General features: G+C 64.5%; 25 protein-coding genes. 12 read left to right on the top strand and 13 right to left on the bottom strand.

The features are described 5' to 3' along the window. Positions 1-18 precede the first annotated feature (18 nt). The 3 genes from HG549_RS18625 to HG549_RS18615 all read right to left on the bottom strand — a co-directional run bounded on the left by HG549_RS18625 (position 19) and on the right by HG549_RS18615 (position 2,649). Complete coding sequence (locus HG549_RS18625; RefSeq protein WP_170031287.1) at positions 19-1,377, bottom strand: TolC family outer membrane protein; 1,359 nt, start codon at positions 1,375-1,377, stop codon at positions 19-21. 311 nt (positions 1,378-1,688) lie between these two features. Continuing rightward, complete coding sequence (locus HG549_RS18620; RefSeq protein ID WP_170031285.1) at positions 1,689-2,054, bottom strand: YbaN family protein; 366 nt, start codon at positions 2,052-2,054, stop codon at positions 1,689-1,691. A gap of 7 nt (positions 2,055-2,061) precedes the next feature. Further along, a complete protein-coding gene (locus HG549_RS18615; protein WP_170031283.1) occupies positions 2,062-2,649 on the bottom strand; it encodes a YecA family protein in 588 nt (195 codons plus the stop codon). A gap of 244 nt (positions 2,650-2,893) precedes the next feature. Here HG549_RS18615 and recQ point away from each other — a divergent pair, with 244 nt between their 5' ends. Then, on the top strand, positions 2,894-5,041 hold the full coding sequence (gene recQ / locus HG549_RS18610; RefSeq protein ID WP_170031281.1) for a DNA helicase RecQ: 2,148 nt from the start codon (positions 2,894-2,896) through the stop codon (positions 5,039-5,041). Between the two features lie 147 nt (positions 5,042-5,188). Further along, the gene (locus HG549_RS18605) at positions 5,189-5,626 is read left to right on the top strand and encodes a MarR family transcriptional regulator (protein ID WP_170031279.1); all 438 of its coding nucleotides are present in this window, start codon (positions 5,189-5,191) and stop codon (positions 5,624-5,626) included. 114 nt (positions 5,627-5,740) lie between these two features. Here the strand turns inward: HG549_RS18605 and HG549_RS18600 are convergent, their stop codons facing one another. Then, positions 5,741-7,927, bottom strand: coding sequence for a patatin-like phospholipase family protein (locus HG549_RS18600; RefSeq protein ID WP_170031277.1), 2,187 nt, complete (start codon positions 7,925-7,927; stop codon positions 5,741-5,743). A gap of 67 nt (positions 7,928-7,994) precedes the next feature. Here HG549_RS18600 and HG549_RS18595 point away from each other — a divergent pair, with 67 nt between their 5' ends. Continuing rightward, positions 7,995-8,276 (top strand): SelT/SelW/SelH family protein, encoded by a 282-nt coding sequence (locus HG549_RS18595; protein WP_003259082.1) that lies wholly within the window; start codon positions 7,995-7,997, stop codon positions 8,274-8,276. Here the strand turns inward: HG549_RS18595 and HG549_RS18590 are convergent, their stop codons facing one another. Beyond that, the gene (locus HG549_RS18590) at positions 8,277-9,167 is read right to left on the bottom strand and encodes a DMT family transporter (RefSeq protein ID WP_170031275.1); all 891 of its coding nucleotides are present in this window, start codon (positions 9,165-9,167) and stop codon (positions 8,277-8,279) included. A gap of 101 nt (positions 9,168-9,268) precedes the next feature. After that, positions 9,269-10,039 carry an AraC family transcriptional regulator gene (locus tag HG549_RS18585; protein WP_170031273.1) on the bottom strand — a complete coding sequence of 257 codons (771 nt, stop codon included), beginning with the start codon at positions 10,037-10,039 and terminating at the stop codon, positions 9,269-9,271. Between the two features lie 127 nt (positions 10,040-10,166). Here HG549_RS18585 and HG549_RS18580 point away from each other — a divergent pair, with 127 nt between their 5' ends. Beyond that, the gene (locus HG549_RS18580; RefSeq protein ID WP_170031271.1) at positions 10,167-10,979 is read left to right on the top strand and encodes a UDP-2,3-diacylglucosamine diphosphatase; all 813 of its coding nucleotides are present in this window, start codon (positions 10,167-10,169) and stop codon (positions 10,977-10,979) included. Positions 10,980-11,018: 39 nt separating this feature from the next. Here HG549_RS18580 and HG549_RS18575 read toward each other — a convergent pair whose 3' ends face one another. Continuing rightward, entirely contained in the window at positions 11,019-11,330 is a 312-nt protein-coding gene (locus HG549_RS18575) for a DUF962 domain-containing protein (RefSeq protein ID WP_170031269.1), read from the bottom strand. A gap of 151 nt (positions 11,331-11,481) precedes the next feature. On the opposite strand from HG549_RS18575, the gene HG549_RS18570 reads away from it, so the two are divergent. Further along, positions 11,482-12,543, top strand: coding sequence for an AraC family transcriptional regulator (locus tag HG549_RS18570; protein WP_170031268.1), 1,062 nt, complete (start codon positions 11,482-11,484; stop codon positions 12,541-12,543). Here the strand turns inward: HG549_RS18570 and HG549_RS18565 are convergent. Further along, on the bottom strand, positions 12,500-13,954 hold the full coding sequence (locus tag HG549_RS18565) for a TrkH family potassium uptake protein (protein WP_170031266.1): 1,455 nt from the start codon (positions 13,952-13,954) through the stop codon (positions 12,500-12,502). The two genes, HG549_RS18570 and HG549_RS18565, sit on opposite strands and share 44 nt — an antisense overlap. Before the next feature lie 102 nt (positions 13,955-14,056). On the opposite strand from HG549_RS18565, the gene HG549_RS18560 reads away from it, so the two are divergent. Then, on the top strand, positions 14,057-14,614 hold the full coding sequence (locus HG549_RS18560) for a nitroreductase family protein (RefSeq protein ID WP_170031264.1): 558 nt from the start codon (positions 14,057-14,059) through the stop codon (positions 14,612-14,614). Positions 14,615-14,760: 146 nt separating this feature from the next. Here the strand turns inward: HG549_RS18560 and HG549_RS18555 are convergent, their stop codons facing one another. The 5 genes from HG549_RS18555 to HG549_RS18535 all read right to left on the bottom strand — a co-directional run bounded on the left by HG549_RS18555 (position 14,761) and on the right by HG549_RS18535 (position 18,438). Further along, entirely contained in the window at positions 14,761-16,101 is a 1,341-nt protein-coding gene (locus HG549_RS18555; RefSeq protein WP_170031262.1) for a HAMP domain-containing sensor histidine kinase, read from the bottom strand. A 58-nt stretch (positions 16,102-16,159) separates the two neighbouring features. Further along, on the bottom strand, positions 16,160-16,576 hold the full coding sequence (locus tag HG549_RS18550) for a Spy/CpxP family protein refolding chaperone (protein WP_170031260.1): 417 nt from the start codon (positions 16,574-16,576) through the stop codon (positions 16,160-16,162). Between the two features lie 101 nt (positions 16,577-16,677). Next, positions 16,678-17,355, bottom strand: a complete 678-nt coding sequence (locus tag HG549_RS18545) for a response regulator transcription factor (protein ID WP_170031258.1) — start codon at positions 17,353-17,355, stop codon at positions 16,678-16,680. 188 nt (positions 17,356-17,543) lie between these two features. Next, positions 17,544-17,843, bottom strand: coding sequence for a YciI family protein (locus HG549_RS18540; protein WP_170031256.1), 300 nt, complete (start codon positions 17,841-17,843; stop codon positions 17,544-17,546). A gap of 1 nt (position 17,844) precedes the next feature. Then, on the bottom strand, positions 17,845-18,438 hold the full coding sequence (locus tag HG549_RS18535; RefSeq protein ID WP_186688585.1) for a septation protein A: 594 nt from the start codon (positions 18,436-18,438) through the stop codon (positions 17,845-17,847). Positions 18,439-18,505: 67 nt separating this feature from the next. On the opposite strand from HG549_RS18535, the gene HG549_RS18530 reads away from it, so the two are divergent. The 6 genes from HG549_RS18530 (at position 18,506) to HG549_RS18505 (ending at position 25,124) form a co-directional block, all read left to right on the top strand. Then, positions 18,506-19,366, top strand: coding sequence for a PHP domain-containing protein (locus tag HG549_RS18530; RefSeq protein WP_170031252.1), 861 nt, complete (start codon positions 18,506-18,508; stop codon positions 19,364-19,366). 13 nt (positions 19,367-19,379) lie between these two features. Continuing rightward, positions 19,380-20,009, top strand: a complete 630-nt coding sequence (locus HG549_RS18525; protein ID WP_200627528.1) for an L-threonylcarbamoyladenylate synthase — start codon at positions 19,380-19,382, stop codon at positions 20,007-20,009. A 125-nt stretch (positions 20,010-20,134) separates the two neighbouring features. After that, positions 20,135-20,860, top strand: coding sequence for a ScpA family protein (locus HG549_RS18520; RefSeq protein WP_170034247.1), 726 nt, complete (start codon positions 20,135-20,137; stop codon positions 20,858-20,860). Further along, positions 20,847-21,617: an SMC-Scp complex subunit ScpB gene (gene scpB / locus HG549_RS18515; RefSeq protein ID WP_170031248.1), complete on the top strand. Its 771-nt coding sequence runs from the start codon at positions 20,847-20,849 to the stop codon at positions 21,615-21,617. Before HG549_RS18520 ends, scpB begins: the two co-directional genes overlap by 14 nt. A gap of 291 nt (positions 21,618-21,908) precedes the next feature. Then, the gene (rluB, locus tag HG549_RS18510; protein ID WP_170031246.1) at positions 21,909-22,976 is read left to right on the top strand and encodes a 23S rRNA pseudouridine(2605) synthase RluB; all 1,068 of its coding nucleotides are present in this window, start codon (positions 21,909-21,911) and stop codon (positions 22,974-22,976) included. A 729-nt stretch (positions 22,977-23,705) separates the two neighbouring features. Beyond that, a complete protein-coding gene (locus tag HG549_RS18505) occupies positions 23,706-25,124 on the top strand; it encodes an amino acid permease (protein ID WP_170031244.1) in 1,419 nt (472 codons plus the stop codon). The last annotated feature ends 37 nt before the right edge of the window (positions 25,125-25,161 follow it).

Here is a 25,161-nt window from a genome sequence, read left to right as displayed (position 1 = left end):
CCGGCAATCGCAAACCGATCAACGCATCTCGGGCAAACGCGCCTCGGTGGTCACTTCAGTAGAAGCCAGCGCCTCCGGTGGCAGCGAAATGCGTTGCTTGCTCAACAACTCGCCCATGGTCGCCAGCACGCGGTAACGCGAGAATTCCTCGGTATAACGTACTTCGGTGTAGCGGCGGTCGGCGTTGTACAGCTCGTTTTCACTGTCCAGTACGTCCAGCAGGGTACGCTGGCCCAGGCCGAACTGGTCCTGGTAGGCGGCACGCACGCGCTTGGTCGTTTCGGCGTATTCACGTGCGGTCGGCAGCTGCTTGCTGGCGTTGTTCATGGCGTTCCACGCCAGGCTCAGGTTCTCGGTCAGCTCACGCAGGGCGTTGTTGCGGATGTCCAGGGCCTGGTTGATCTTGTGCGCGTCGGACTGCAGGCGAGCCTTGTCGCTGCCGCCGCGGAACAGGTTGTAGTTCATCTCCACGCCGGCCTGCCAATCGTTGTTGTTGTGGCCTTTCTCGCCGCCGGTGTTGTTGTTGGCACCGGTGGCCAGGATGGCGTCGAAGCGTGGGTAGAAGGTCGACTTGGCCACTTCGTACTGCTTCTCGGCAGCGTTGACATCAGCCTGGGCCGACTTGATGTACGGGTTGTTCTGGCGCATGCCCTCGCGAGCTTCCTCGAGGTTGGCGGGCATTGCCACCTTGATCGACGGCGGGGCTTCCAGCTCGTCCGGCATGCGCCCGACCACGCTGAAGAAGTTGGCCTCGGCGTCGGCCAGGTCGACTTCCGCGGTGTCCAGGTTGTTTTCCGCCAGGGCGCGACGTGCGCGGGACTGGTCGAGGTCGGCGGTGCTGCCGACACCGCGCTCGTTGCGCAGGCCGATCTGGTCGTTGACCCGCAGGTGGGCTTGCAGGTTGTTCTTGGCCAGGGTGACCAGCTCACGGCGCTTGAGCACTTCCAGGTACACCTCGACTGCACGCAGGGCAACATCCTGCGCTACGGCCTGGGTGTAGTAGGCGCGAGAGGTCGAGACCGCTTCGGTGCGGCCGACTTCATTGGAGGTGTTGAAGCCGTCGAAGATCATCTGCCGCAGGCGCAGCTCGGACTGGGTGTAGTTGAGGGTTTCCTTGTTGTGGTTGCCCTGGGCACGGGTGCTGGTGTTGTCCGAACGCTGGCGGCCATAGCCAGCGACCAGGTCCACGGAAGGGTAGTAGCCACCACGCGCAAATTTCACATCTTCATCGGCCGACAGCTTGCTGTTGCGGTTGGAGCTGATTTGCGGATGGTAGTCCACGGCGTTTTGGACAGCCTCGGTGATCGACATCGCCTGTACGTTGGCACTCGCCAGGGCCAACAGTAACGCACTGGTGATGGGGTTCAAAACGCGCATGGTACATCTCCCTGATCCTGGAATTGATCCTGCTGCTCGCCAAAAAAATGACGATAAAGTTATCGCACATAGTGTTGCAGGTTTTTAACGACACAGCTAAGTACATTCATCATGATAAATAAGAAGATTTATTCATATCAAAAAGCCATATAAGGTCTGTTCAATCTAAAAAACAGGTGTACGTGCCCGTTTCAAAGCGCCGAGGCAAGCCGTTAAAGCCAGTAAATACGGGGCTTTGCGCGGGTTCCAGAATGATTTCGGATAAATAGGACAGCCGCTAGGCGAAATTGATATTTGGCGACAAAATATTGTCACTTCGGCCGGCGGAGGGTCTTCTGGCTGAGGATGTACAGGCTGACCAATACGGCGCTCGCCAGCATGAAGCTGCGAGCCCAGAACAGGGGGACCAGGTAGCATGACAGGCCGATACTGGCCCACATCAGGCCGATGGCGTAGAGCTTGCCCTTGAGGGGAATGCCTTCACCACTGAGGTAGTCGCGAATCCACGGCCCGAGCTTGGGGTGGTGGACCAGCCAGTGGTGAAAGCGCGGCGAGCTGCGGGCAAAGCAGGCCGCCGCCAGAAGCAGGAATGGGGTGGTCGGCAATACCGGCAGGAAGATCCCCAACACCCCCAGCGCAACGCTGAGCCAGCCGGTGGCCAGCAGCACGTAGCGCACAGGCGACTCAGTGGTGGCGAGGCTTGAGCAGCGCCGGCTTTTCGTCAGGTGCGTGCAGCAGCAGGAACAGCGCCGTCAGCGCTTCAGGGATCTGTACGATCATGTCGTCCTGCAGGTTGGGGTTGCTGGCGATGTCGGCGAACTCTGGCTGCTCGTCGAACAGGCCCGAACCGACCATGATCGGCAGCAGCATCTCGCTGACTTCTTCTTCGGCGTTCTCGAACCAGGCCTCTTCACGCAGGAACACGCCTTCCATGAAGCCGATGCACCAGCCGCGCAGGTCGGAATCGTCCGGCTCGTCGGTCAGGTCGAGTTCGCACGGCAGCTCGAACTCGTCGTCACTGGCCAGCTGGCGGGCGATGTGCGCCTTGAGCGCCACCAGGGTGGCTTCGATTTCGGTGCGCTGGGCCTCGCTGGCGTAATGCGGTTCTTCGGCGAACAGGGCGTCGATCCACTCGCGCTCCGGCACCTCCTCAGCGTTGATCGACAAGGCGGTGAGGTAGCCGTGGGCGGCGACGTAGTCCAGCGCTTCTTCGTGCAGATCGTCGGCGTCGAGGAAGGTTTGCAGGCGGGTCAGTTGCTCGGCGAAGGACATTACGGGGCTACCTTGGGAATAAACGATAACGAATTCTAGCACCTTGCGGCGGCGGCGGGGGAAAGGGAACCTCTATCACCGTGTGCCCTGCGCGGTGCGGTGCTGCGGTATACTCCGCGATTTTTCATCCAGGGGCAGGTTTTGCCGGCTGCCTGGCAAAAACCGCTTACGCATTTGGCGTGTGCGGGGCGGGTTTTTCGTCCAGCCTGTGTCCAGGATGGTACGGCGATTTGTGGAGTTGCACATGCTCGAACAGGCTCAGCGCGTTCTCAAGGACGTCTTCGGCTACGACAGTTTCCGCGGGCGCCAGGCAGCGATCATCGACTGCGTGGCCAATGGCGGCGATGCCCTGGTGCTGATGCCCACCGGTGGCGGCAAGTCGTTGTGTTTCCAGGTACCGGGTTTGCTGCGTCCGGGCCTGACGGTGGTGGTCTCGCCGCTGATCGCGCTGATGGACGACCAGGTTGCCACGCTCGATGAACTGGGGGTGCCGGCCGCCGCTCTGAACTCCACGCTGACCCCGGAGCAGCAGCGTGAACTGGCCGGGCGCCTGCGCCGCGGCGAAGTAAAAATGCTGTACCTGGCGCCGGAGCGCCTGGTGCAACCACGCATGCTCGACTTCCTGCGCGACCTGGACATCGCCTTGTTCGCCATCGACGAAGCCCACTGCGTGTCGCAATGGGGGCACGACTTCCGCCCCGAGTACCTGCAACTTGGCCAGCTGGCCGAGCTGTTCCCGCATGTGCCGCGCATCGCCCTCACCGCCACGGCCGACATGCGTACCCGCGAAGAGATCGTGCAGCGCCTGCACCTGCAAGGTGCCGAGCGCTTCCTGTCGAGCTTCGACCGGCCCAACATCTTCTACCGCATCGTGCCCAAGGAGGCGCCACGCAAGCAGCTGATGGCCTTCCTCGGCGAACGCCGTGGCAACGCTGGCATCGTCTATTGCCTGTCGCGCAAGAAGGTCGACGAAACCGCCGCCTTCCTCTGCGACCAGGGCTTCCCGGCGCTGCCTTATCACGCTGGCCTGCCTGCCGAGACGCGCGCGGCCAACCAGCACCGGTTCCTCAACGAGGAGGGGCTGATCATGGTCGCCACCATTGCCTTCGGCATGGGCATCGACAAGCCCAACGTGCGCTTCGTCGCCCACCTCGACCTGCCCAAGTCGCTGGAGGCGTACTACCAGGAGACCGGCCGCGCCGGCCGTGACGGCCTGCCGTCCGATGCCTGGATGGCCTACGGCCTGCAGGACATGGTGATGCTCAAGCAGATGCTGCAGAACTCCGAAGGCGACGAGCGCCACAAGCGCATCGAGCAGCACAAGCTCGACGCCATGCTGGCGCTGTGCGAAGAAACCCGCTGCCGGCGCCAGGCGCTGCTGGCCTATTTCGATGAAACCCTCGAACAGCCGTGCGGGCACTGCGACAACTGTGTCGACCAGGTGCAGACCTGGGACGCCACCGAGCCGGCTCGCCAGGCGCTGTCGGCAGTGTTCCGCACCGGGCAGCGCTACGGTGTCGGCCACCTGGTCGACGTGCTGCTGGGCAAGGACACCGAGAAGGTACGCAATTTCGGCCATGAGAAGCTCTCGGTGTTTGGCGTCGGCAAGGGCCTGGCCGAGGTCGAATGGCGTTCGCTGTTCCGCCAGTTGGTGGCGCGTGGCTTGGTCGATATCGACCTGGAAGGCTATGGCGGCCTGCGCCTGTCCGACAGCTGCCGGCCGCTGCTGCGTGGCGAAGTGACCTTGCAGCTGCGCCGCGACCTCAAGCCGCAGACCAGCGCCAGGCCTTCGTCGTCCGGCGGTGGCAGCCCGGCCAGCCAACTGGTGCGTGCCGAGGAGCGCGAACTGTGGGAGGCGCTGCGCACCTTGCGGCGCAAGCTGGCCGAGGAACACAGCGTGCCGCCCTACGTCATCTTCCCCGATTCGACGCTGCTGGAGATGTTGCGCAGCCAGCCGGTCAGCCTCAGCGACATGGCCCAGGTCAGCGGCGTGGGGGCGCGCAAGCTGGAGCGTTATGGCCAGGCCTTCCTCGAAGTGCTGAACAACAGCGGCGGCACCGACGAGGCGCCGAAAGTGGTGCTCGACCTGCGCCACGAACTGGTCAGCCTGGCCCGCGCCGGCATGACCCCGGCGCAGATCGCCGGGCAGCTCGATTGCAGCGAAAAGAACGTCTACAGCCTGCTGGCCGAGGCACTTGGCCGCCAGGAGCTGAGCCTGGAACAGGCCCTGGACCTGCCGGAAGACCTGATGATGGAGGTGCAGGATGCCTTCCTCGACGGCGAGGGCGAGCTGCCACCGGTGTCGGCCGTTGCGCCGTTGTTCGGTGGCCGCGTGCCGGAAGGCGTGCTGTATTGCGTACGGGCGGCACTGGCGGCGGAGTTCGAGCTGTGACCGACGCCAGGCTCGACGGCAGTGCCCTCTACTGACCTTTGTCATGTTTTTGCACGATAATCGGCCAGTCACCAGGGCCCGAGCCTTGCCTCGTGGAGCGGGCCATGGTTAGCTGCCTAATAATTAGATCTGTTCAATGAGTTGCTTATGCCCTTGACCGACAATCAACACCGCTTCGGCATGCAGCTGGCCCAGATGTCCCGGGGTTGGCGTGCCGAGCTGGACCGCCGCCTGGCCGGGCTCAACCTGTCCCAGGCGCGTTGGCTGGTGTTGCTGCACCTGGCCCGTTTCGAAGAGGCCCCGACCCAGCGCGAGCTGGCCCAGAGCGTGGGTGTCGAAGGCCCGACCCTGGCGCGCCTGCTCGACAGCCTGGAGGCGCAGGGGCTGGTGCGCCGGCAGGCGGTGCTGGAGGACCGGCGAGCGAAGAAGATCGTGCTGTGCCCGCCGGCCAAGCCGCTGATCGACCAGATCGAGACCATTGCCAACCAGCTGCGGGTGGAGTTGTTCACCGGGGTGGATGAGGCCGACCTGCAGGTGTGCATGCGGGTGCATGCCAGGATCCTGGCCAACCTGGAGAAATCCTGAGTGGCCCTGGGGCCGCTTTGCGGCCCATCGCGACACCAGGCCGCTCCTACAGGGTGAGGTGCGCCTGTAGGAGCGGCCTGGTGTCGCGATGGGCTGCAAGGCAGCCCCGACGGTTCAGAAGGTATGCCCCAGGTTCAGGTACACCGCCTGCTCATGCGCGCTGTTGGCGCCATAGGTGAAATTCAACGGCCCCAACGGCGTCTCCAGCCCCAGGAAGATGCTTGCCGCGTTGATGTAGCCGCTGTCGAACGCGTTGTCGTTGTTCCACGCCCGCCCACGTTCCAGTGACCCGCCGAGGTACAACGGGAAGTCCAGCGGCAGGTAGGCCCGTGGCGTCAGGCGGCGATAATAGACCATGCGCAGCAGGCTCATGTTCTGCCCGGACACCGAGTCCTGGCGGAAGCCGGACAGCTCTCTCGCCCCACCCAGCACGAAGCTCGACGTGACCACTTCGGTAGCGTCCAGCGTGCGCCCGTAGCGCCCACCCAGCACGAAGGTGTTCGGCCCGCTGCTGATGGCCTTGTCCAGGTTGATCAGCCACTGCCGGTAATCCTGGTCGGAATCCAGCGACTTGTCGTACTTACGCAAGGTCAGGCCGATATCCTCGCCGCGATGCGGGAAGTACACGTTGTCGAGGGTGTCGAACGAGTACTTCAGCTCGTAGAAGCCTTCGTTGAAACTGACCTTGGGCAAGTCCTGGTCGCCAATGCGCACCTCCGCTTCGCCCCAGGCCTTGCCCACGCCCAGGCGCACCTCGCCGTTGGTGCCGATCTGCCGGCCCACGTTGAGGCCAAAGCCGTAACGCTCCAGGCGGTACTCGGCGACGGGGTCGTTGTCCAGGGTCGCTTCGATGTTCTGCGAATTGAAGTCCAGGTACGGCGCGATGAAATAGCGCGAGCCCACATCCAGCGGCTGGTAGAACTCACTATAGAGTTCCTGCTGGTCGCCGATCTGGCCACGCGTCAGCCATTCGGCACCGAGGCTGTTGATGCCGTTGACCCGGTAGCTGGCGCCGAGGTTGAAGGCGCTGTCGCCGCGCAGGTCGTCCGACAGGTTGAGGCCCAGGCGCAGGTAGTCGGTGCCACCGCGTCGGCCCCGGGCGTTGATCACCAGGGTGTTGTCGTCGCCCTTGTGGACCACGCGATACTGCACCCGGTCGAAGTAGTCCAGGCCATACAGCGTGCCCATGTCGGTCTGCAGACGGTCCAGTTCCAGCGGCGCATCGATTGGCTGGCGGATGTACGAACGGATGACCTCGTCGCTGACCTTGGAGTCGTTCTCGATCCTGATCGCGCTGATGATTGGTGTGCGCTGGCGCGGCGAGCGGGCCACCGCCAGGCTGCTGTCGCCCTCGGGCTGGCGCAGGGCGGCCAGGCGAGGGGCGAGCAGGCGGGTAGCGCGGTAGCCGGCGTCGATCATCTCCCGGGCGCGACCGAAATCGGTGACCCCGAAGGCGCTCAGCGGTGGCTGGACGAGGATGTCGTCGCGGTGCAGGCTGGCCAGCTGTTCGTCCGAGTTGCGTCGGGTCATCAGGGTGATCGACTGGTTGAGCACGTCGACTACCGTGGCCAGTTGCTTGCGGTCACGCAGCGGGGTGCCGATGTCGACCACGATGGCCAGGTCCACGCCCATTTCGCGGGCCACGTCCACGGGGATGTTGTCGACCATGCCGCCGTCCACCAGCAGCCGGCCGTCCAGTTCGACCGGGGCGAACACCGCCGGGATCGACATGCTGGCGCGGATCACCTGGGGCAGGTGGCCACGGCTGAACACCACTTTTTCGCCACTGGCAATGTCGGTGGCCACTGCTCGGAAAGGAATCGGCAGCTTGTCGAAGTCGCGGGTGTCGGCGGTGTGTGCCAGCTTGCTTTCCAGCAGCAAGGACAGGTTCTGGCCCTGGATCACGCCCAATGGCAGGCCCAGGCTGCCATCGTCGCGAAAGCTGAGTTTCTGCTTCACCAGGAAGTCGCGGTCATCCTGCTTGCGCCGGAACGGCACGTCCTTGCGCGGCGGGGCATCGGACAGCGCCTGTTGCCAGTCGAGGGTGGTGGCGAGCTTTTCCAGCTCTTCGACACTGTAGCCCGAGGCGTACAGGCCGCCGATCACCGCGCCCATGCTGGTGCCGGCGATGGCGTCGATGCGCACGCCCTGTTCCTCCAGGGCCTTGAGCACACCGATGTGGGCCAGGCCGCGGGCTGCGCCACCGGACAGCACCAGGCCGACCTTGGGCCTGGCCGGTTCGGCAGCGCCAACCGTGAAGGCGGTGAGGGCGAGCAGCAAACAGAACAGCAAACGGCGCATCGTGAGTCTCAAACCGTGGGCTAAAGACCGCTAGTATAAGCGGCCACTCACCTGGAGACGTTGCACCATGGCCGACAGCAAACCCGAAATCGTGATCACCTATTGCACCCAGTGCCAGTGGCTGCTGCGTGCGGCCTGGCTGGCCCAGGAACTGCTCAGCACCTTCGCCGATGACCTCGGGCGGGTGGCGCTGGAGCCGGGCACCGGGGGGATCTTCCGCATCACCTGCAACGGCGTGCAGATCTGGGAGCGCAAGGCGGACGGTGGCTTCCCGGAGGCCAAGGTACTTAAGCAGCGGGTGCGTGACCAGATCGACCCGCAGCGTGACCTGGGGCACAACGATCGATGATCAGTTGCCCTCGGCCGCAGGCCGTTGCCGGGGTGCCTGCTCGGCGGCCAGGCGGCTGGACAGCACGATGGCGAAGATGATCAGCGCGCCGCCCAGCAGCATGCGCAGGGTCGGGGTTTCGGCGAACACCACCCAGGCCACCGCAATGCCATAGACCGGCTCCATGCCGAACACCACGGCGGCAGTGCGCGCCTTGATCACCGCCAGGCTGGCGACGAACAGGCTGTGGGCGACAGCGGTGCAGAAGATGCCGAGCAGGGCGATCCACAGCCAGTCCTGGCTGGCTACGTCGGCCAACTGCGGGCCCGCGAATGGCAGCAGGCACAGGCCCACCACCAGGTTCTGCCACAGCGCCGCCTGCACCGCCGGCAGGCGGCCGGAGCCGGCGCGGTTGGTGAGCGACAGCAAGGCGAACAGCAGCCCCGACAGCAGTGCCCAGAGCAGGCCGCCGGTGGCCTGGCTGGCCAGGTCGAACGCTGGGGTGACCAACACCAGCCCGATGCTCACCAGCAGCACCAGCATGGCTTCGTTGCGGCGGATACGCTCGCGGAACAGCAGGCCCTCGAGGATCACGGTAAAGGCCGGGAAGCTGGCAAAGCCGAGGGTGGCAATGGCCACGCCAGCGACTTTCACGGCGACGAAAAAACTGACCCAGTGGCCAGCCAGCAGTACGCCGCCAAGCAGCAGGCGGCGGCCATCCTGGCCGCTCAGGCGTTGCCAGCCCGGGCCGCTCAGGCTGGCGAACAGGGCCAGGGCGAGCACGGCGAAGGCAGCGCGGCCGAACACGATGATCGCCGGGCTGGCGCTGGCGGCCAGCTTGCCGAAGACGCCGGTGAGGCCGAAGAACAGCGCGCCAATGTGCAGGGCGCCGAGGGCGGTGCGGTGGTTCATGGAGGGTCCTTGCTCAAGATTTCTGCTGACAGTGCCGGTGCCACGCAGTGGCCGGCACAGGCTCAGTGTAAAGGCTCCGGCCAGCACGTTCTGTCGCCAGGCTAGTGCGCGTTGTCGCCAGGCTCTCGCCGCAATGCCAGTGGTGTGCAACCAAACGCCCGCAACATCGCCGCTGAAAACGCACTCTGCGAGCTGTACCCCACCTGCACCGCAATCTCCCCCATCGGCAGCGAGGTCTGCAGCACCAGCCGCCGCGCCTTGAGCAAGCGCCGCTGGCGCACGTACTCCATCGGCGTCATGCCGCATTCGGCAATAAAGCGTGCATGCAGGCGGGTGCAGGACAACCCGGCGATGCGTGCCAGGTCGGCGACCTGCAGCGGGTAGGCGGCATGCTGCTCGATATGCGCATCGAACGCCGCATACGGCAGCCGCTGGCAGGCGCTACTGCTGGCAGCTGCCGTGGAGGTGAGGCTGGCCAGCAGCAGCGCCGCGCCTTGCCGGGCAATCAGCGGGTCGTGCACCGGGCTGGCCGCCAGCCAGTCCACCAGCTGTTGCTGGCGCTCATTCAGGCCCAGGGCGGCGGGGCGGTCCAGCAACCGGCGGCTGGCATCGGCATGCTCGCCCAGTTGTTCGCACAACCAGTGCTCCCCGGGCACATCCAGCACCAGGCAGTCGCTGCCGCCGGTGCTGGCGCAGGTGTGATGAGCACCCGCCGGTACCACCACCAGCCCCTGCCGATCGATCCCGGCGCCACGCCCCTGGACTTCGAACTCCAGGCGGCCGCGCAGGCCGAACACCAGTTGCGGGTGTGCGTGGCTGTGGGCGATCAGGCTGTGGCGGTAATGGCGCAGCGAGAGGATCGGGCCGCTCATGGGAGTGTCCTGGCAGGGCAGACACGCATTGTGCCTGAATCCCGGCAGCCCATCACTCGTCACGGTATTGCCACGGCACTGTCATCCGCGCCTGCCAGTCTCCAGCAAACTGCGCCGGAGCCTGCCCATGACCCATGCCGAACTGTCCCGTCCCTCGCGCAAGCAGCGGGTGCGAACCTTGTGGATCTCCGATGTACACCTGGGGACGCGTGATTGCCAGGCCGAACACCTGGCGCAATTCCTCAAGGGCTACCAGGCCGACCGCATCTACCTGGTGGGCGATATCATCGATGGCTGGAAGCTGCGCGGCGGGATCTACTGGCCGCAGGCCCACACCAACGTGCTGCGCCGCCTGCTGACCATGAGCAAGCGCGGTACCGAGGTGGTCTACGTCACCGGCAACCATGACGAATTCCTGCGCCGTTATTCCAGGCTGATCCTCGGCAATATCCAGCTGGTGGACGAGGCCGAGCACCTGACCGCCGATGGCCGCCGGCTGCTGGTGATCCATGGCGACCAGTTCGATGTGATTACCCGTTACCACCGCTGGCTGGCGTTTCTCGGCGACCGTGCCTATGAATTCACCCTGGTGCTCAACCGCTGGCTCAACCATTGGCGGGCCCGTTACGGTTATGGTTACTGGTCGCTGTCGGCCTACCTGAAGCACAAGGTCAAGGGGGCGGTGAACTTCATCAGCGACTTCGAGGATGCCATTGCCCACGAGTGCACCCGTCGCGGTTTTCATGGGGTGGTGTGTGGGCATATCCACCATGCCGAAATTCGCCGGGTAGGAGCGGTGGAGTACCTCAATTGCGGCGATTGGGTGGAGTCGTGCACAGCGCTGATCGAGCATTGGGATGGCACCATCGAGCTGTACCGGTTGGCCGAGGCGCAGGCCCGGGAGGCCCGGGCGGCTGAGGCGTTACGGGAGCCGACGTAAGGCCTGGGGGCCCTGGGCCGCAACGCGGCCCCAGCAAACCTACAGGCTGATCTTGCCCAGCAGGATATCCCTGAACATCACGAAATCCCCGATCAGGCTGTACAGCGGATGGGTAAAGGTCGCAGGCCGGTTCTTTTCGAAAAAGAAATGCCCGACCCAGGCAAAGCCGTAGCCACACACGGGCACGGCCAGCAGCAACGCCCATTTGCCACTGCCGATGGTATAGGCCAGCAGGGCGATCACCAGGCTGGTACCGACGAAGTGCAGGCGGCGGCAGGTCGGGTTACTGTGCTCCCCCAGGTAGTACGGATAGAACTCGGCAAAACTGCGAAACTGCGCTGTGCGGTTCATGGCACTGCTCCGGCAGATACTTTTGGACAGGATGCACGGCGTGGAGCCTGATTCGAGTCTAGAGTGACTGGCGGTGCCTTCCAGTGACAATAGGCGCCAATTGAATATCCTTGGGGTTCACCGCAGGAGCGGTCTGCATAAGAAGCCTGTCATGAGCGAAAGAACCACGTCAGCCTGCTGGGCAACTGGCATCGTGAAGGCACTCGAGCTGGAAGGGCTGGACTGCCGGGCGATGTTCAAGCAACTGGGGCTGGACTTCGCCGCCCTCGATGACCCCGATGCGCGCTTCCCGCAGGACGCCATGACCCGCCTGTGGCAACTGGCGGTGGAACTGTCGGGCAACGAGGCCATCGGCCTGAACATGGCGCGGGTGGTGCGCCCGGCGTCGTTCCATGTGGCAGGTTATGCGTTGATGTCCAGCCGCACCCTGGCCGAGGGTTTCGAACGCCTGGTGCGTTACCAGCGCATCATTGCCGAAAGCTGCGACCTGAGCTTCGTCGCCGAGCCCGAAGGCTATTCGCTGATCCTCACCGTGCACGGCGACCATCTGCCACCCACCCGGCACAGTGCCGAAGCGTCGCTGGCCTGCGGCCTGGCTTTGTGCTCATGGCTCAGTGGCCGACCGGTGCAGCCGCGTCGGGTGCTGCTGCAGGGGCCGCAACCCAAGCATGTCGAGCCTTACAAGCTGGCGTTCCATGCCCCGCTGGTGTTCGGCGCGGCGCACGATGCGCTGCTGTTCGAGCGGGCCGACATGGAGGCACCGCTGCCCACCGCCAACGAAGCCATGGCGGTGCTGCACGACCGTTTTGCCGGGGAATACCTGGCGCGTTTTTCCGAAACCCGGGTCACCCACCGCGTGCGCCAGGTACTGTGCCGCATTCTGCCCCAGGGCGAGCCCAAGCGCGAAACCCTGGCCCAGGCGCTGCATCTGTCGCAGCGCACCTTGCAGCGGCGCCTGCAGGAAGAGGGCACCAGCTTCCAGGCATTGCTTGACGAAACCCGGCGCGAACTGGCCGAACAGTACCTGGCCCAGCCGGGCATGACCTTGCTGGAAACCGCCTACCTGCTGGGCTTTGCCGACCCCAGCAACTTCTACCGGGCGTTCCGCCGCTGGTTTGGCGCCACGCCCAGCGAGTACCGTGCCCGCCGGGGCGCGCCGGCCGAAACGCTCAGTGACGCCAGAACGCTGGCATACACAGCACTAGCACGGTGATGATCTCCAGGCGGCCGAGCAGCATGCCGCTGGCGAGAATCCACTTGGCAGCGTCCGGCAGGCTGGCGTAGTTGCCTGACGGGCCGATCACTTCACCCAGGCCTGGACCGACCCCCGAGACCGTACCGGCAGCGCCGGTCAGGGCGGTCATCCAGTCCACCCCCAGCAGCGACAGCAGCAGCGCCATCACGCAGATGGTAATGGCGAAGAAGAACGAGAAGGTCAGGATCGAGCGTACGATTTCTTCGTCGAGGCGGTGGCCGTTGTACTTCTGCTTGATGACGGCGCGCGGGTGGATCAGCTGGTTGAGGCTGGCCTTGAGCAGGATGTAGGCGACCTGGAAGCGGAAGATCTTGATGCCACCGGCAGTCGAGCCGGAGCAGCCACCGACGAAGCCCAGGTAGAAGAACAGCATCAACGAGAAGTTGCCCCACAGGCTGTAGTCACCCAGGGCGAAGCCGGTAGTGGTGACCACCGAAGTGACATTCAGGGCCACGTGGCGCAGGGCGTCGAGCCAGTGCAGCTGGGTGGTGGCCCAGTACCAGGTGCCGAGCACCAGCCAGGTGGTCACCAGCATGCCGAGCAGGCCTTGTACCTGCTGGTCGCGAAGCAGCGCCTTGCGGTTGCCGCGCAGGGTCGCCACGTACAGCGTGAACGGCAGGCTGCCCATGATCATCACCACCACCGCGACCCAGTGCACGGCGGGGATGTCCCATTTCGCCAGCGACTGGTCGGAGGTGGAAAACCCGCCGGTGGAGATCGCCGACATGGCGTGGTTGATCGCATCGAACGGGCTCATGCCGGCCCACCAGAAGGCCAGCGCGGCGAGGATCGAGAAGCCGACGTAGACCCCGACGATGGACTTGGCAACCATGTGCGAGCGGGGCATGACCTTTTCCGAGCGGTCGGACGATTCGGTCTGGAACAGGCGCATGCCACCGATGCGCAGCAGCGGCAGGATCGCCACCGCCATGGCGATGAAGCCGATGCCGCCGAGCCAGTGCAGCATCGAGCGCCACATCAGGATCCCCGGTGACATGCTGTCGAGCCCGCTGAGCACGGTGGCGCCGGTGGCGGTGATGCCCGACATGCTTTCGAAGAAGGCGTCGGTGTAGCTGATGTGCTGGGTCAGCAGGAAGGGCAGGGCGGCGAACACGCACACCACCAGCCAGCTGCTGACGGTCAGCAGGTACATGTCGCGCGGGCGCAGGTGGACGTGTTCGGGGCGGCCCTGGACCACCAGGGCCAGGCCGGCGATGAAGGTGATCAGGCTGGACCAGAGGAACGACGGCATGTCAGCGGTGCGTTCGAAGATCACCAGGGTCGTCATTGGCACGGCCATGCTGACAGCGAGGGTTATCAGGAAGATGCCGATGATGAAACCAATGATCCTTAAGGTCGGCAACGCCATGTGATCTGCTCTGACTCGAAACGGAAGGGCGCCATTCTACCTATGGGCCTGGTGATGTAAACGCTAGAATGGCGCCACATTCACCTGCCAGGAGGGTAGCCGATGGAGGCTCTCGACGCATTGCTCAACCGTGTTTCCGTGCCACGCCTGACCGACCCGGCGCCCAATGCCGCCCAGCGCGAGGCGCTGTTCCAGGCCGCCCTGCGTGCCCCGGATCACGGCCAGCTGCGGCCTTGGCGGTTCCTGACCATCGAAGGCCAGGGCCGCGAGAAACTGGGCGAGCTGTTCGCCGAAGCGCTGCTGAGCAAGGGGGACGCCAGCCAGGCTGCACTGGACAAGGCGCGTGCCATGCCGTTGCGGGCGCCGTTGCTGATCGTGGTGATTGCCCGCGTGCAGGATCACTTCAAGGTGCCTGGTTCCGAGCAGCGCCTGGCGGCGGGCTGTGCGGCGCATGGCATCCTGATTGCGGCGCATGCGCAAGGGATCGGTGCGGTATGGCGGACCGGTGACATGGCCTACGATGCCCATGTGCACCAGGGCCTGGGGCTGGCCGCGAACGAGGAGCTGATTGGCTACCTGTATGTCGGTACGCCGCTGACCGAGCCGCGTACGGCGCCCATTCTGGACACCGCTGATTTCGTCAGTGCCTGGGGCGAGTAACGCAGCCTTGGGCTGATTGCAGTATCAAGGCAACTGGCCCTTTCGCGGGCTCGCCCGCTCCCACAGGTACAACACTGCCTTCAAGGCCTGTGTAGTACCTGTGGGAGCGGGCGAGCCCGCGAAGAGGCCTGCAGCATTTACATCAATCAACTACCCGTCACTTCAGCTACAGGCAACTCCAGCCTGGCCACAAAGCCTCCCTGTGGATGATTGTCGAGCACCAGGCTACCGCCATGACGCTCCGCCGCCTTGCGTGCAATCGCCAACCCCAGCCCATGCCCCGGCGCTTCCTGCCCCGGTGCGCGGAAGAACGGCTCGCCCAACTGTTGCAGATGCTCGGCCGCCGCCCCGGGCCCATGGTCGCGCACGCTCACCAGGATACGGTCCTGCTCGCGCACGGCACTGAGCTCGATCGGCTGGCCCACCGGGTTGAAGCGCAGGGCGTTGCGCAGCAGGTTGTCCACCGCGCGTTCGATCAGGGTTGGCCAGCCCTGCAGGGTCAACCCCGGCTGCGCCTCCAGGCGCACGTCCTGCTCCGGGGCGCTGAGCAGGGCGTCCTTGCGCACGCTGCCGAGCAGGGCATTGAGGTCGACCGGCTCGGCATGCGCCTGTTCGGCATCGACGCGCGCCAGGGCGAGGATTTCGCTGATCAGGTCCTCCAGCCGGTCGCATTCGCGGGTCAGCCGTGGCCACAGTGCCTGCCGCTGCGCAGGCTCGGCGCGCTCGGCCAGGGCCAGGGCGATGCGCAGCCTGGCCAGCGGTGAGCGCAATTCATGGGACACGTCGCGCAGCAACTGGCGTTGGCTGCCGATGGTGCTTTGCAGGCGCGCGCCCATCTTGTTGAAATCCTTGGCCAGCACGCCGAATTCGTCGCGTCGCGCTGCCAGCTGCGCCAGGCTGTTCTGCTGGTAGCTGGTCTGGCCGAGGTCGTGCACGGCACTGCGCAAGCGGCTGAGCGGGCGGGTGATGGACAGGGTCACCAGCAGGCTGAACAGGGTCAGCACCACCAGCGCAATGCCCAGCGCACTGAGCGGCCACAACAGGCTCTCGCGGTGCCAGGCATCCAGCGCCGGGTGCGGGATACGGTAGATCAGCAGGTAGGTCTGGCCGCTATCGGGGCTGGTGTATTCCTCGGTCAGCCGTCGCCACGGCAGGCGCCGCTGGTCATTGTGCTGGCGCGCCTCCAATGCTGCCGCTCGGCGCGGGAAGGTACCGGGCACCACGGCTTCGCCACTCTCGTCGAGCACTTGCACGTCGATCTTGAAGCGCTCTTTGCGCCGTTCCAGAAAGTGTTGCGCCGAGGCCAGGCCTTCCTGCTCGTAGTGCCTGGCCCACTTGCTGGCCAGGGTATTCAGGCCGGGGTGGCGGCTGAGTATCCAGGCGTCCTGGTTGAGCATGTGGCCCAGCAGGATCGACAGGCCCGCGACCAGGGCGATGGCCAGCCAGAAACTGGCCAGGATGCGCCAGAACAGTGAACGCAAGTGCACCTCCTAAACGGGAAAAGCCCGGCCCGCGCTAGGGCGGGCCGGGCATCGGCTGGACAGCTTACTGGGCCTTGTTGCCTTTTTCAGCTTTCCAGGCCTGGAACTCCTGCCACTCGGCTTGCTGTGTGGCGCGTTCCTTCTGCAGCTCGTCGAATTTCTTCTGCTGCTCCGGCTTGAGCAGGGCGCGGACCGCGCTGTCGGTCTTGTCGCGGTTGGCCTGCAGCTCATCGTGCATGGCCTTTTGCTCGGCGCTTGGCAGCTTGGACAGATAGCGCTCGGTGATGTCGTGGCGCTGCTTCATCTGTTCGCGCATCAGCTTGCCGACCTGCTGGCGCTGGTCGCGGCTCAGGTCCAGCTGGTGGAACGGCGCATCACCGCGATGATGCGGGCCGTCGTGGCGCGGGCCGTCTTCAGGCATGGCCATGGCCACGGTCGGCAGGGCAGCGGCGAACATCAGGGCGATAAGGGTCTTGCGCATGGTGTCTCTCCTTTCATAGGCCGGTGGTTACCGGATGAGCACAGTCTAGGGAGATCACCGTCAAGCGCCGTCAGCGCAGGGTAAAGGCTCGGTAAAGATGCTCAGAGGCAGTAGTAGTAGCCGCGACTGCGCAGGGCAACGATGCGTGGCCGGCCATCGGCGTGCGGGCCGATCTTCTTGCGCAGGTTGCTGACGTGCATGTCCAGGCTGCGGTCATACAGGGTCAGCTTGCGGCCCAGGCCGATCTGCGCCAGTTCCTGCTTGTCCAGCGGCTCGCCGGGTTGGCGCAGCAGGGCTTCGAGAATGCGGCTCTCGGACAGGGTCAGGGTCATTTCGCGGCCATCGATGCTGGCCACGCCACGGGCAGGGCTGTACACCAGGTCGCCCAGTTCCACCTGGCTGCTGGTGGCCGCGGGATGGCTGCGGCGCAGCACGGCACGCAGGCGGGCGGTGAGTTCACGTGGGTCACAGGGCTTGGCCAGGTAGTCGTCGGCGCCCAGTTCCAGGCCAAGGATACGGTCCAGCGGCTCGCCACGGGCCGAGAGCATCAACACCGGCAGTTCGGCATGCTCGCTGCGCAACTGCTTGAGCAGTTCCAGGCCACTGCCGTCGGGCAGCATCACATCCAGCACCACGGCCGCCGGGGCATGCGTGGCCAAGGCCTGGCGGGCGCTCTTGCCATCGTGGCAGGCGCGCACGGTAAACCCTTCCTGGGTTAGCCAGCTGCCGAGCAGCTCGCACAGCTCCTGGTCATCATCAATCAGTAACAGCTCGCTCATGACTCACTCAATTCAACCATTGACGGCGGCTAAATCGGCCCGCCAGTGGCAAAGATACCGCAGACTGATGGCAATCGTATAACTGCCAGTACCGCGTCGGCTTCTTCGCGGGCTTGCCCGCTCCCACAGGGACACCACAGTTCCTGTGGGAGCGGGCAAGCCCGCGAAGAAGCCGACGCGGTCTCAGCTCAGGGCAGTACTTGCTTGAACGGCTTGACCACGACCTTGTCGTACACGCCGGCCGCAATGTACGGATCGGCATCGGCCCAGCGCTGTGCCGCAGCCAGCGATTCGAACTCGGCAACGATCAGGCTGCCGCTGAAGCCTGCTGCACCCGGGTCGTTGCTGTCGATGGCCGGATGCGGGCCGGCCAGCACCACGCGGCCAGCGTCCTTCAGTTGCTGCAGGCGTTCGATGTGTGCCGGGCGTGCGGCCAGGCGCTTTTCCAGGGAGTTTGCGACGTCGCTGGCGATGATGGCGTAGAGCATGTCAATCCTTGGGTTTGGAGGTAGAAGGGTCGTCGTGCAGGTGGCGCGACAGGTACACGCCCTGCGCCACCAGGAATAGCACGGTCATGCCCAGGCTGCCGAACACCTTGAAGTCGACCCAGAAGTCCTGGAAGGTGAAGGCGACGAACAGGTTGGCCGCGCCGCAGAACAGGAAGAAACCGATCCAGGCCAGGTTCAGGCGGGTCCAGATGGTGTCGGGCAGGCTCAGGGCATGGCCCATGATGCGCTTGATCAGCACCCGGTCACCGATGAAGTGGCTACCGGCGAAGCCCAGGGCGAACAGCCAGTTGACCACCGGGGCTTTCCATTTGAGGAAGGTTTCGCTGTGGAAGGTCAGGGTCAGGCCGCCGAACACCAGGCACGCCACCAAGGTCAGCCACTGGCCCTTCTCCAGCTTGCGCTGGCGCAGGAACAGGGCGCCATAGACCACCAGCGAGCTGATGATGAGCATGGCCGTGGCGCTGTAGATTCCGCCGAATTCGAAGCTGTGGCCGGCGACTTCCAGGGGGCGCGGGTCGAGTTTGTAGACGATGAAGAACAGCAACAGCGGAATGAAATCGATGAATTGTTTCACAATGGCAGCCAGAATCGGGATGTGACGGCATAATAACAAACATCGATTCCAGCGAAAGCGCTCCTCCATGAATGTTGATCTGCACTGTCACAGCACGGCCTCCGACGGCGCCCTGTCGCCCTCGGCACTGGTCGCCCGGGCCCATGAGCACGGGGTGCGAACGCTGGCCCTGACCGACCATGACACCCTCGAAGGCCTGCCCGAAGCGCGCCAGGCCTGCCACGACAAGGGCATGCACTGGGTCAGCGGGGTGGAGCTGTCGTGCACCTGGGGCGGCGCAACCATCCATGTGCTCGGTTACGATTTCCCGCTCGACGCGCCGCCCTTGCTGGCGGCCATCGAAGCGTTGCACCGGGGCCGCTGGCTGCGCGCGGAAGAAATCGACAAACGGCTGGCGGCCAAGGGCATGCCCGGTGCCCTCGACGGCGCCCGTGCCGTGCAGCACGAACTGGGCGACAGCGGCAACGCCCCGGCGCGGCCACATTTTGCCGAATACCTGGTGCGTGCCGGGCACGTCAAGGACCGTGGCGAGGCGTTTCGCAAGTGGCTGGGCGCCGGCAAGCTGGGCGATGTCAAACAGCACTGGCCGAGCCTCGATGAAACCGTCGCCACCCTGCGCCAGTCCAACGCTTGGGTGAGCCTGGCGCACCCCATGCACTACGAACTGACCCGCAGCAAGCGCAGAAGGCTGATTGCCGACTATATTCAGGCAGGCGGGCAGGCAATCGAAGTGGTCAACGGGATGATGCCGGCCGAGCAGGTGGGCACCCTGTCCATCCTCACCCGTGAGTTCGGCCTGCTGGCAAGCGCTGGCAGTGACTTCCACGGCCCCGGCACCTGGGGCGAGATCGGTGCCTACCGGCCTTTGCCCGAGGACCTGCCACCTTTGTGGCGCCGATTCAGCCATGAACAGCCTTTGGCGGTATGAACAGGACGACTACGTGAGCCAATTTTTCCAGATTCATCCGGAGAATCCGCAGCCGCGGCTGATCCGCCAGGCGGTGGAAATCATCCGCAAGGGCGGCGTGGTGGTGTATCCGACCGACTCGGCCTACGCCCTGGGTTGCCAGATTGGCGACAAGGCGGCGATCGAGCGGGTGCGGCGCCTGCGCGGCCTGGACAAGACCCACAATTTCACCCTGATGTGCTGTGACATGTCGCAGCTGGGGCTGTATGCCAAGGTCGACACCGGCACCTTCCGCCTGCTCAAGGCGCATGTGCCGGGGCCTTACACCTTCATCCTCAATGGCACCCGCGAAGTGCCGCGCCTGCTGCTGCACGAAAAGCGTCGCACCATCGGCCTGCGCGTGCCTGACCATGCCATCACCCTGGCCTTGCTCGCCGAGCTGGGCGAGCCGCTGATGAGCGTGAGCCTGATCTTGCCCGGGGATGACGAGCCGATGACCGACCCCTACGAGATCCGCGAGCGCCTGGAGCATCATGTCGACCTGGTGATCGACGGTGGTTTCGGCGACCTCAAGGCCTCGACCATCATCGACCTGTCCGGCGACGAGCCGGAGCTGATCCGTGAAGGCTGCGGCGACCCCACGCCGTTCCTGGTCAACGCGTGAGCCAGGTAGAAACACCCGAGGCACTGTCCGAGCAGGCCGAGGCGCCGCGCCAGCTGCAGCTGGCGCTGGTCTATGGCGAAGCCCTGACCGAACTGCCGCTGGACCTGTACATCCCGCCGGACGCGCTGGAGGTCATCCTCGAAGCCTTCGAAGGCCCGCTGGACCTGCTGCTGTACCTGATCCGCAAGCAGAACATCGACATCCTCGACATCCCGGTGGCGGAAATCACCCGCCAGTACATGGGCTATGTCGAACTGATGAAGAGCGTGCGCCTGGAACTGGCTGCCGAATACCTGGTGATGGCGGCCATGCTCGCCGAGATCAAGTCGCGCATGCTGCTGCCACGTTCAGCCGATGTCGAGGAAGAGGAAGGCGACCCGCGCGCCGAACTGATCCGCCGCCTGCAGGAGTACGAGCGTTTCAAGGCGGCCGCCGAAGGCATCGACGCAATGCCCCGGGTTGGCCGCGAGGTCGTGGTACCACGCCTGGAGGCGCCGCAGGCCAAGGTGCGCAAGCTGTTGCCCCAGGTCAGCCTGGAAGAGCTGCTGGTATCCATGGCCGAGGTGATGCGCCGCAACGACCTGTTCGAAAGCCACCAGATCACCCGCGAGACCCTGTCCACCCGCGAGCGCATGAGCCAGGTGCTGGAGCGCCTGAAAGGCGGCGGCTTCGTGCCGTTCGTCGAGCTGTTTGCCGCCGAGGAGGGCAAGCTGGGCGTGGTGGTGACCTTCATGGCAATCCTTGAGCTGGTCAAGGAATCGCTGATCGAACTGGTGCAGAATGAACCCTTCGCCGCCATCCACGTGCGGCTTCGCCCGGCGCTTGTAGAAGAACCTGATGAACCTGAATGAACCCCGTGACCTGGCGTCGCTGATCGAGGCCTTCCTGCTGGCTTCGGGCAAGCCGCAATCGCTGGAGCGCCTGTACGAGCTGTTCGAAGAGGCCGAGCGGCCGGAACCCAAGGTCTTCAAGCAGGCCCTGGAACTGCTGGGCAGGTCGTGCGCTGGCCGTGCCTTCGAGCTCAAGGAAGTGGCCAGCGGCTACCGCCTGCAGATTCGCGAAGACTTTGCCCCCTGGGTCGGGCGCCTGTGGGAAGAGCGCCCGCAGCGCTATTCGCGCGCGCTGCTGGAGACCTTGGCCTTGATCGCCTACCGCCAGCCGATCACCCGTGGCGAGATCGAGGATGTGCGTGGCGTGGCGGTGAACAGCAACATCATCAAGACCCTCATGGAGCGCGAGTGGGTGCGCGTGGTCGGTTACCGCGAGGTGCCCGGGCGGCCGGCGATGTTCGCCACCACCAAGGGCTTTCTCGACCATTTCAACCTGAAGAGCCTGGACGAGCTGCCGGCCTTGGCCGAGCTGCGGGAAATGCAGCCCGAGCCGCTGCTCGACGCGGATGACGCACCGGTGCCGGCGCACCTGCAGGCGCTGGCCGATGCCAGCCTTGGCGAGGAGGAAGCGGTTGCCGAACCGAAGGAGGAGACCAGCTTCCGTAGCCTGCTGGTGGAGCTGGATGCCATGGAAGAGGGGCTGAAGACCGATTTTGATGATTTGCGCGAGGAAGAGGCTGGGGCCTCGGTGGAAGACGAGGGCAAGTCACTGCCCTGATTTCTTTGTTGCCTGTACCGGCCCTTTCGCGGCGGTTCGGCGCCCCGACTCGCCCGCTCCCACAGGTACTGCGCAGCCCTCAGGAGCTGTGATATCCCGTGTGGGAGCGGGCATGCCCGCGAAAGGGCCGGTACAGGCAACGCCTCACCATTAGGCAGAAACCCCTGGCAAAGCCGACAAAACCCTCTACCCTCCAGTGCGTTCCGCCGCCGAACCGCGTATGATGCGCGGCCTTTTGGCGCGTTCGTTGCCAAAAAACCTGTTTTCATTCCTACACCGGGAGGTGCCCAGATGAGTGAGCAAGACCTGCAAGATAGCCAACCCACCCCTCCGTCCGGCGAAAAGCTGCAGAAAGTGCTGGCGCGTATCGGCGTTGGCTCGCGGCGTGACGTCGAGGCCTGGATCAGCCAGGGCCGTATCAAGGTCAATGGCGTCGAGGCCACCCTTGGCCAGCGCGTCGACCTGCACGATGCCATCGCCGTGGATGGCAAGCTGATCAAGCGCGAAGAGGCCGCCGAGGCCACCCGCCGGGTGATCATGTACAACAAGCCCGATGGCGAGATCTGCACCCGTGACGACCCGGAAGGCCGCCCGACCGTATTCGATCGCCTGCCACGGCCGAAAGAAGGCCGCTGGATCAACATCGGCCGCCTCGACATCAACACCACCGGGCTGCTGCTGTTCACCACCGATGGTGAGCTGGCCAACCGCCTGATGCACCCATCCTACGAGATGGACCGTGAGTACGCGGTACGTGTGCGCGGCGAAGTCGATGACGAGATGATCGAGCGCCTGAAGGCTGGCGTGATGCTGGAAGACGGCCCGGCCAAGTTCACCGACATCCAGAAGGCGCCGGGTGGCGAAGGCTTCAACCACTGGTACCACTGCGTGGTGATGGAAGGCCGTAACCGCGAGGTGCGTCGCTTGTGGGAGTCCCAGGGCATGGTGGTCAGCCGCCTGAAGCGCGTGCGTTTCGGCCCGGTGTTCCTCAATTCCGACCTGCCGATGGGCCGTTGGCGTGAAATGACCCAGGGTGAAATCGACATCCTCGCCGCTGAAGTGGGCCTGCAGCCGGTAGCGCTGCCGGCCATGAAGCTCAAGGCCAAGGACAAGCTGGAGCGCCTGCAGCGCAAGTCGACGCGCCCGTTGGGCCGTGGCGAGCGCGTGCGCAGCCTGCGCCCGGCCCACGAAGGCGGCGCTGGCGAAGAACGCCCGGCGCGCCAGCCGCGTGAAGAAGCGCCGCGCAAGAGCAGCCGCGGCAGCACCGTTGCCGAGCGCCCGAGCGAGATGCGCAAGCGTCCGGGCAAGCCTGACGCTGACAAGCCGGCAGGCCGTGGTCGTGGCAAGCCGCGTGGCTGATCGAGCTTTGCGGTGACGAGAACCAGCCTTCGGGCTGGTTTTTTTATGCCTGTGGGATTTAGGCCTGCTGCGCAGCCCATCGCTACACAAGGCCGCTGCTGATGCCCTATCGACGCGGTCCCGGTAGGAGCGGCCTTGCGTCGCGATGGGCCGCAAAGCGGCCCCAAGACATTGAACAAAAAGAATTTTTCGGACGACTGGCAAGTTCTCGAACCGCCTTGTAAAAAAATCTATACAGATACCGCCGAATTCAGCCCTGATTTCAGATTTTCCACGGCCCTGTAAACATTGCTTGCCGTCGCCACTGTGCCCAAGCCTGCCCCCAGGCTCCGACCACCCTTGCCCAAACCCCCGCCCCCACGGTGTTATAGCCGCCATTGCCGTGTGCAAAAGCCTGTCCACAGAGCCAGGCTGACAAAACAACAAATGGAGGCGCCATGTACGCCGATCACTCCGCCTTTGAAGGCCTACACCACAGGATCGCTGCGTTTTTTCCCAAGGAAACGATGCAGTGCGTTGACGCCTGCGCGTTTGCAGGGGTATACAGTGCGCCGCGTTTTACCTGTGACTCCTTTGCGTACCGCGCACTCCTGATCACCCCTGGTTGACCCGCCCCGGCGGCTGCAGCGTTCAGGAAACCCAAGGTAACCACCTTGCCCATTCCGCTGCGCCACGAGCGCGGTGGGTCCGATTCCGTCACAGATAAAAACAATGCAGGTGACTTCGTTCATGAGTGGACAAAACATGCATTCAGGCGAGCTCAAGCGGGGCCTGAAGAACCGCCACATCCAGCTGATTGCCCTGGGTGGCGCGATCGGTACCGGGCTGTTCCTCGGCTCGGCGGGGGTGATGAAATCCGCCGGCCCGTCGATGATCCTGGGCTACGCCATCTGCGGCTTCATCGCCTTCATGATCATGCGCCAGCTCGGTGAGATGATCGTCGAAGAACCGGTGGCCGGCTCGTTCAGCCATTTCGCCCATACCTACTGGGGCGGTTTCGCCGGCTTCCTGTCGGGCTGGAACTGCTGGGTGCTGTACATCCTGGTGGGCATGTCGGAGCTGTCGGCAGTCGGCAAGTATGTCCACTACTGGTGGCCGGAGATCCCGACCTGGGTCACGGCGGCGGCGTTCTTCGTGCTGATCAACGCCATCAACCTGATGAACGTGAAGTTCTTCGGTGAAGCGGAATTCTGGTTCGCCATCATCAAGGTGGTGGCCATCGTCAGCATGATCGGCCTGGGTGCCTACCTGCTGACCAGTGGTAGCGGCGGCCCCGAGGCGACCGTGGCCAACCTGTGGTCGCATGGTGGCTTCTTCCCGAACGGTGTCAGCGGGCTGGTAATGGCCCTGGCGTTCATCATGTTCTCCTTCGGTGGCCTGGAAATGCTCGGCTTTACCGCTGCCGAGGCCGACAAGCCGAAGACCGTGATCCCCAAGGCGATCAACCAGGTCATCTACCGCATCCTGATCTTCTATGTGGGCGCCCTGGTGGTCCTGCTGTCGCTGACCCCGTGGGACAACCTGGTGGCCAGCATCGCTGCCTCGGGTGGCAGCTATGGCAGCAGCCCGTTCGTCCAGGTGTTCTCGCTGCTGGGCAGTGACGTGGCAGCGCACCTGTTGAACTTCGTGGTCCTGACTGCGGCATTGTCGGTGTACAACAGTGGCACCTACTGCAACGCCCGCATGCTGCTGGGCATGGCCGAACAGGGCGACGCCCCGGCATCGCTGGCCAAGGTCGACAAGCGTGGCGTACCTGTGCGTTCGATCCTGGCATCGGCCGTGGTGACCTTCGTTGCCGTGCTGCTCAACTACCTGATGCCGCAGAATGCCCTGGAGCTGCTGATGTCGCTGGTGGTGGCCACCCTGGTGATCAACTGGGCGATGATCAGCTACTCGCACCTGAAGTTCCGCCAGCACCTCGACCGCACCGGCCAGCAGCCGCTGTTCAAGGCCTTGTGGTACCCCTATGGCAACTACCTGTGCCTGGCGTTCGTGGTGCTGATCCTGGGCATCATGCTGATGATCCCGGAGATCCGCGTGTCGGTGTATGCGATCCCGATCTGGCTGTTTGCGATGTTCGTGATCTACATGGTCAAGCCGCGTCGCAGGATGAATACCGCTGTAGCGGCTACCGGCATGGCCAAGTAAGACGCCATGCAGTAACCGGAAGCCCGAAGTCAGGTAC

Source organism: Pseudomonas sp. SK, from assembly GCF_012975065.1.
GTDB classification, from domain to species: Bacteria; Pseudomonadota; Gammaproteobacteria; order Pseudomonadales; family Pseudomonadaceae; genus Aquipseudomonas; species Aquipseudomonas anuradhapurensis.
The sequence above is the reverse complement of the archived record's forward strand: the minus strand, read 5'-3'. Positions and strand labels throughout refer to the sequence as shown.